Genomic DNA, 6,133 nt, shown 5'->3' on the forward strand with positions numbered 1-6,133 from the left:
CCTGCAGGTAGCGCTAATCAGGAGTTTGCCGGGAGCGCGGTGCCAGTTGATGGCGTGCGCTCACCGCTGCTGCCGCCAGCACCAGCGTCATCACCACTTCTGTTGCCAGAAAACCACTCAGCGCGGTGCTGTAGTTGCCCTGCGACTGGCCGACAAGATGCAAAAACAACCCGCCGAGTACTGCCGGACCGAGGCCGAGCGTCGCTTGTTGCAACGTGCTGAGCAGTGCGCTACCTGCGCCTGCATCCTGAGTGGTGATATCACACATGCCGATGCGGTAAAAGCTATTCACAATCAACGCCTGGCCATAGCCAATCAGCGCGGTAGACGGCGCAAGTGCCAGCGCACCCACCGTCCGCCCGGAGAGTTGCAAGGTGGCAATCAATGCCAGCAGGCCACTGACCTGGATTATCAGCCCGGTGAGCAAAATGGTGCGCATGCTATAGCGACCAATCAGTTTTGGTGCATACCAGGCCGAGACAAAATAGGCGACACCCAGCGCGACAAAACTGTTGCCCGACTGATACGGCGTCATGCCCATTCCGGCTTGCAACGTGAGCGCCATACAGAACATAAAACCCGACCACGCGCTAAAGAACAGCAGGGCAATCAGCAGCCCGAAACGGATGCTGTGCAGTTTAATTAAGCGCGGCGGTAGCAGTGGCATCAAACCCACTTGCTGCTGTTTTAATGCGCTTGTCCGCATCCACCATGCCAGCGGAATCAGCGCCAGTAGCGCAGCTTTCGTTTCCCACGGCCAGTGCAGTTCCGGGCCAAGCGCCAGCGGGAACAGCAGGCAGCAGAGGATCATCGCCAGCGCAACAGTGCCTTGCCAGTCAATGCGCGTGCGCGTTTCGCTCCGGGTTTCCGGCACATAGCGGCGGCTGAGTGCCAGCACTAACAGGCAAATGGGCACATTGATAAAAAAGGCGTTACGCCAGCCAAGACCAGCGATATCCGCCGAGACCAGCCAGCCGCCGCCCATCTGCCCAATGATAAACGCCACGCCGCCAATACCGCCGTAGAGACTGATGGCGCGCGCGTGGGCAGTGCCTTTTAGCGTGACATGCAACGTCGCGAGGATCTGCGGCACAATCAGCGCCGCGCCCATGCCTTGCAGGGTTCGCGCACCAAGCAGTGCGGAGACCGAATTTGCCAGCCCGCACAACAGCGAAGCGATACCAAACAGGGCAACGCCCCATAAGAACACCCGCCGGCGACCGAAGTTGTCCCCCAGTTTACTGCCCATCGCCAGACAGACGGCGAAAGCCACGCCGTACAGCGCAACAATCAGCGCCAGTTGCGTGGCAGAGGTATGCAGCGAGAGGGTGATGGAATCGAGCGCGACATTGGTAATCGAGGTGTCAATCAATGGCAGCATCTGCCCGGTCAGCAGAAGGATCAGGCCTGCCCGGCCCGGAGAAACAGCAGACGTTTTCATGGTAACTCCATTGCGTCATTCATCGGATGGACGTAGCATCGCTTAACAGAAAAACGGGTACCAGTTCTTGCCTATACTGGTACTGGCACTACCATGCTGGAGATTGTTATGACGCTGATGGTCGAAAAACTTCCGGAACTGACGGTGCTGGATGAGAACCGTAAACAGCTTGGTGCATTTTTGCGTGCGCGGCGGGAAAGCCTCGATCCGCAACGGCTGGGGCTGCCGCGCAGTACGCGTCGGCGCACGCCGGGGCTGCGGCGTGAAGAGGTGGCACTGCTGGCAGATGTTGGCGTCACCTGGTACACCTGGCTCGAACAGGGCAGGGACGTCAATCCTTCCGCTACCGTGTTGCAGGCGATTGCCGCTGCTTTGCAATGTTCGCCAACGGAAACCCGTCATCTCTTTCTACTGGCCGGGCTAACGCCAACGGAAGCGCTGAATACGCCGCAGTGTGAAGGCATCAGTGAAGGCACCCGCCGCTTGCTGGACAGCCTGCTGCCGCAACCGGCCAGTATTCAGAAAACCAACTTTGACATTGTGGCGTGGAACGTCGGTTTTGAGCGCCTGATGGGGGTTAATTTCAGCGAAATCCCCGACGACGATCGCAACTGCATTTATCTCTATCTCACCCATCCGCAATGGCGTACCCGGCTTGGCTATGATGAGAGCGTATTACAGACCTTTGTTGCCTATTTCCGCGCAGCCATGGCAGAGCACCGGGGCGATGCGGTGTGGGAAGCGAAGCTGGCGCGGTTTTGTGCGGCATCGGCGGAATTTGAAACGTTGTGGCGCAAGCATCTGGATGTGCGTGGCGTGGAAAATAAGATAAAAATCTTTAATCACCCGCAGATTGGCGAGTTTTCACTTCAGCAAATGTACTGGTACTCAGCACCACGTAACGGCTCGCGGTTGCTGGTGTATCTGCCGGTGGATGAAACCAGTGAAAAGGCGTTGAGCTGGCTGGCGGAAAACGCTTAAGGGCGCAGACGTTTTTGATCTTTGCGTGGCAAGCCGTCTACCACGCGATCCCATGATTCCTGAATCAGGAACGCGAGCAGCGATTCATCGATGTCGTCGCCTGCGAATACGGAAATCCAGTGTTTTTTGTTCATATGATACCCCGGCTCAATGCTGGGGTAGATCTGCTGGTTGAGCAGTGATTTTTGCGGCTCGGCTTTCATCGTCACCATCGGCCTGCCGTGCGCGGTAATGGTCATCATAAAAATCTTCCCGCACACTTTGAACACGTCATGTTCCGGACCAAACGGCCAGCAATGTTCGGTGAAGGGCAGTTCGAGCGCAATACGGTGAGCGCTGGCTTGCAGGGTTTTACTGTCCATGATGTTCCTCAACGGCCAGCGCACGCCACATGGCTTCGAAGCCAAGGCGCTTAAACTCGGTGATGCGAGAAGCATCCCGGCTGGCGAAGGTGATCGTGGTGTCCGCCATCGAGAGGAAAATCGCATCGCCAAAAGGGGAGTATTCATCGCTCAGAAACACCGGCCGCACCGAACGATGGCACAACTCATGTAGCTCCGGAAAAATTTCCGCGACTTGCTGGCGGGTGGCGTCGGTGAGTTTGTCGCTGACGGCAATCTGGCGCACGGCACAGTGACCATTCGGGTGGCGGATCCCCCAGTCGATATAGCTGTTCCAGATGCATTGCGTGTGGTGCCTGGAATCGTTGATCGAGAGATCGATATTCGCCAGCATCGTGCCGCACAGATCGCTTTTCAGATGCAGGTAAAGCGCGTTGAGCAGGTCGTCTTTGGTGGCGAAGTAGCGAAACAGTGTTCCTTCCGCGACACCCGCATTGCGAGCGATTAACGCGGTGGAGGCAGCGATCCCCGACTGTGCAATGGCTTCGGTAGCCGCTTCCAGTAACGCCAGTTTTTTATCTTCACTCTTTGGACGAGCCACTGCACTTTTCCTCTCACATTGTAAAAACCACGATTGAAACATGCCCTCTGTAACGCTGCAACGTCGAATGTCAAAGAAAAAAATGATCTTGACGGTTGAGCGTTGCTTTCTATAATGAGTGCTTACTCACTCATAATCAAGTTTAACCAGCGTCGTATCTACGGAATGGATCGATTTTGTCGGGTCAGGATATGAAACGTCTCATTTTCAGCGTGGTTCTTGTTATGCTCGTTGCCTCTGCCGCAAGTTTACCTTTTGTTCTGAATGCCGGATTTGGCCAACTCCCGCAGGGCGAACAGCTTACTGAAGTCGAAAAATCACCGCATTATCGTGACGGGAAGTTTCAAAACCAGTTGCCGACTCCGGGTTTCACCGGAAAGAAAAATATGCTGGCAGCATGGTGGGATTTTCTGGTCACTAAACGCGAGAACGCGCGCCCGCAGCAGCCGTTACCGGCGGTGCACACCGATCTCGCCAGCTTGCCGCTTGAGCAGGATACGCTGGTGTGGATGGGGCATTCGTCCTGGTATTTGCAACTGGCGGGCAAGCGGATTCTGATCGATCCGATTCTGAGTAATTACGCGGCGCCGTTTTCATTTCTCAATAAGGCGTTTGCCGGTAACGATCTCTGGACGGCGCAAAACATGCCGGAGATCGATCTGCTGATTATTTCGCACGATCACTATGACCACCTGGATTACGCCACCATCAAGGCGCTGATGCCGAAAATCAAAAAAGTGGTGACGCCGCTCGGTGTGGGCTCGCATCTGCGTTACTGGGGAATGGATCCAGCAATCATTCAGGAAGCTGACTGGCAGCAGAAAGTGGTAGTGAGCGACGATTTGGCCGTGCACGTTTTACCCGCGCGCCACTTTTCCGGGCGCGGTCTGAAACGCAATCAGACATTGTGGGCCAGCTTTATGTTCACTACCGCCACGCAGAACGTTTATTACAGCGGCGATAGCGGCTATGGCCCGCATTTCAAAGCGATTGGCGAACAGTTTGGCGTGGTTGATCTGGCGATTATGGAAAATGGCCAGTACGACGAGGACTGGAAGTACATTCATATGATGCCGGAAGAGACTTCGCTGGCAGCGCAGGAACTTAATGCTCGCGCGGTTCTGCCGGGCCATGCGGGGCGTTTTGTGTTGGCAAAACACACCTGGGACGATCCGTACAAACGGCTGGCGGCAGCAAGCCGGGACAAAAGCTATCGCTTATTGACACCGAGGCTGGGCGAACCGGTGCTTGCGGCTGACACTGCGCAAGTTTTCCACGCCTGGTGGGAATAAACCCGTTTATTAATCGAAGAGCAGAGGGGGATCGCAGTATGACTATTTCCGCTCAGGTTATCGACACCATCGTCGAGTGGATCGACGACAATCTCCATCAACCATTACGTATTGATGATATTGCAGCGCATGCGGGCTATTCCAAATGGCATCTGCAACGGCTTTTCTTGCACTATAAAGGGGAGAGTCTGGGGCGCTATATTCGCACGCGAAAATTATCTCTCGCTGCGAGGGATTTACGTAATACCGATCAGAAGGTTTACGACATCTGCCTGAAGTACGGTTTTGATTCGCAGCAGACATTTACGCGCATCTTTACCCGCACCTTTAATCTGCCGCCGGGTGCGTACCGGCGGGAGAATCATCAGCATACCCATTGATGGAAAACAGATAACAAAATCGGCCTGCATAAGGCCGTTTTTTATTCTGCCAGCGTTTTCTCAATGCCTAAACGGCTTAAGAGCCCGCTAATACCTTCGCGCGCCAGCAGCGTTGAAAGCTGCTTTTGTTCCTCAGCGGTCATGTTTTGCAGCACTTTGATAATTTCATGCAGCGCGCTATTTCCACTGGCGTAAACCGGTGCGGGTTCGGCAATAGAATAGGGAGAATTATGATGGCGCATAGAGGGCGTTTTCATAATGAAACTGCGCACCTCTTTCGTGAGGTGAATCAGCCTGGCGCGACCGCCTTTTACACCGGGTAACGGTTCTGTTTCCCAACCTTGCTGGCGGATCCAGCGATTTACCGTTTGTCTGGCGACGCCGAGAAACTCCGCTAATTCTTCGGTGGTCATTTTGTTAGGTAATTTCATCATATTATTTTTGATCGCGGAGCCCCAGACGTTGCAACAAGCCGGTAATGCCGTCGCGTAATAAAAGTGAAGAGAGTTGTTTTTGCTCCGCGTCGGTCATCTCTTTTGCCAGCCGGATTAATAACGCCTCAAGTGAGGTATCGCCGGCGGTAAGCGTGGCTTTGGGTTGGTCTTCAGTACGCTGTGCGCTGCGAATAAATGCGCGGACTTGTTCATTTATATGGACCAGACGGGCTTTACCTCCCTGTACGCCGGGTTTTGGTGAGGTCACCCAGCCTTCTTTGCGCACCCATTTATTGATGGTTTGTCGGCTATATCCTGTAAGGCTGGCCAACTCTTCTGGCGTCATTCGTTCCTTGAGCATGTAATTTCCCGAATTGTTGTAAGGGTAATTAATGGCTTATGTTATAGCACCATTTTACGGGAAAATGTGACATGTTTAACTACTGGCTGCGAGGGCGTTCGCAATGTCTTTCATTTGCATGCTTTTTCAGCGATTGAATAATGCGTCGCGATTTTGCCGTTGACACCTGGCAAGGGAATTCATATTATGCCGCCCGTCAACACGACACGCTTTACGCGATGGGGCTATAGCTCAGCTGGGAGAGCGCTTGCATGGCATGCAAGAGGTCAGCGGTTCGATCCCGCTTAGCTCCACCAAATTCC

At 54.3% G+C, this 6,133-nt stretch carries 8 protein-coding genes and 1 tRNA gene; 4 read left to right on the forward strand and 5 right to left on the reverse strand.

The features are described from left to right. Window positions 1–13: 13 nt before the first annotated feature. Window positions 14–1,441 (reverse strand): MFS transporter, encoded by a 1,428-nt coding sequence (locus ACFX4U_RS12180; RefSeq protein WP_313509395.1) that lies wholly within the window; start codon window positions 1,439–1,441, stop codon window positions 14–16. A gap of 108 nt (window positions 1,442–1,549) precedes the next feature. On the opposite strand from ACFX4U_RS12180, the gene ACFX4U_RS12185 reads away from it, so the two are divergent. After that, window positions 1,550–2,422: a helix-turn-helix transcriptional regulator gene (locus ACFX4U_RS12185; protein ID WP_313509405.1), complete on the forward strand. Its 873-nt coding sequence runs from the start codon at window positions 1,550–1,552 to the stop codon at window positions 2,420–2,422. Here ACFX4U_RS12185 and ACFX4U_RS12190 read toward each other — a convergent pair. Continuing rightward, entirely contained in the window at window positions 2,419–2,784 is a 366-nt protein-coding gene (locus ACFX4U_RS12190; protein ID WP_380218711.1) for an MmcQ/YjbR family DNA-binding protein, read from the reverse strand. The two genes, ACFX4U_RS12185 and ACFX4U_RS12190, sit on opposite strands and share 4 nt — an antisense overlap. Further along, the gene (locus ACFX4U_RS12195; protein ID WP_313509397.1) at window positions 2,774–3,364 is read right to left on the reverse strand and encodes a TetR/AcrR family transcriptional regulator; all 591 of its coding nucleotides are present in this window, start codon (window positions 3,362–3,364) and stop codon (window positions 2,774–2,776) included. Before ACFX4U_RS12195 ends, ACFX4U_RS12190 begins: the two co-directional genes overlap by 11 nt. Window positions 3,365–3,540: 176 nt before the next feature. On the opposite strand from ACFX4U_RS12195, the gene ACFX4U_RS12200 reads away from it, so the two are divergent. After that, window positions 3,541–4,656 carry an MBL fold metallo-hydrolase gene (locus tag ACFX4U_RS12200; protein WP_313509399.1) on the forward strand — a complete coding sequence of 372 codons (1,116 nt, stop codon included), beginning with the start codon at window positions 3,541–3,543 and terminating at the stop codon, window positions 4,654–4,656. Window positions 4,657–4,694: 38 nt separating this feature from the next. Beyond that, a complete protein-coding gene (locus tag ACFX4U_RS12205) occupies window positions 4,695–5,036 on the forward strand; it encodes a RamA family antibiotic efflux transcriptional regulator (RefSeq protein ID WP_045513916.1) in 342 nt (113 codons plus the stop codon). A gap of 41 nt (window positions 5,037–5,077) precedes the next feature. Here ACFX4U_RS12205 and ACFX4U_RS12210 read toward each other — a convergent pair whose 3' ends face one another. Beyond that, window positions 5,078–5,470: a YfeC-like transcriptional regulator gene (locus ACFX4U_RS12210; RefSeq protein ID WP_200550271.1), complete on the reverse strand. Its 393-nt coding sequence runs from the start codon at window positions 5,468–5,470 to the stop codon at window positions 5,078–5,080. A gap of 1 nt (window position 5,471) precedes the next feature. Then, entirely contained in the window at window positions 5,472–5,831 is a 360-nt protein-coding gene (locus ACFX4U_RS12215; RefSeq protein ID WP_200550272.1) for a YfeC-like transcriptional regulator, read from the reverse strand. 220 nt (window positions 5,832–6,051) lie between these two features. Between ACFX4U_RS12215 and ACFX4U_RS12220 the strand changes: the two genes are divergently transcribed. Then, window positions 6,052–6,127 (forward strand) — tRNA-Ala (locus ACFX4U_RS12220). The last annotated feature ends 6 nt before the right edge of the window (window positions 6,128–6,133 follow it).

The organism is Kosakonia sp. YIM B13588 (assembly GCF_042788165.1).
Taxonomy (GTDB): domain Bacteria; phylum Pseudomonadota; class Gammaproteobacteria; order Enterobacterales; family Enterobacteriaceae; genus Kosakonia; species Kosakonia sacchari.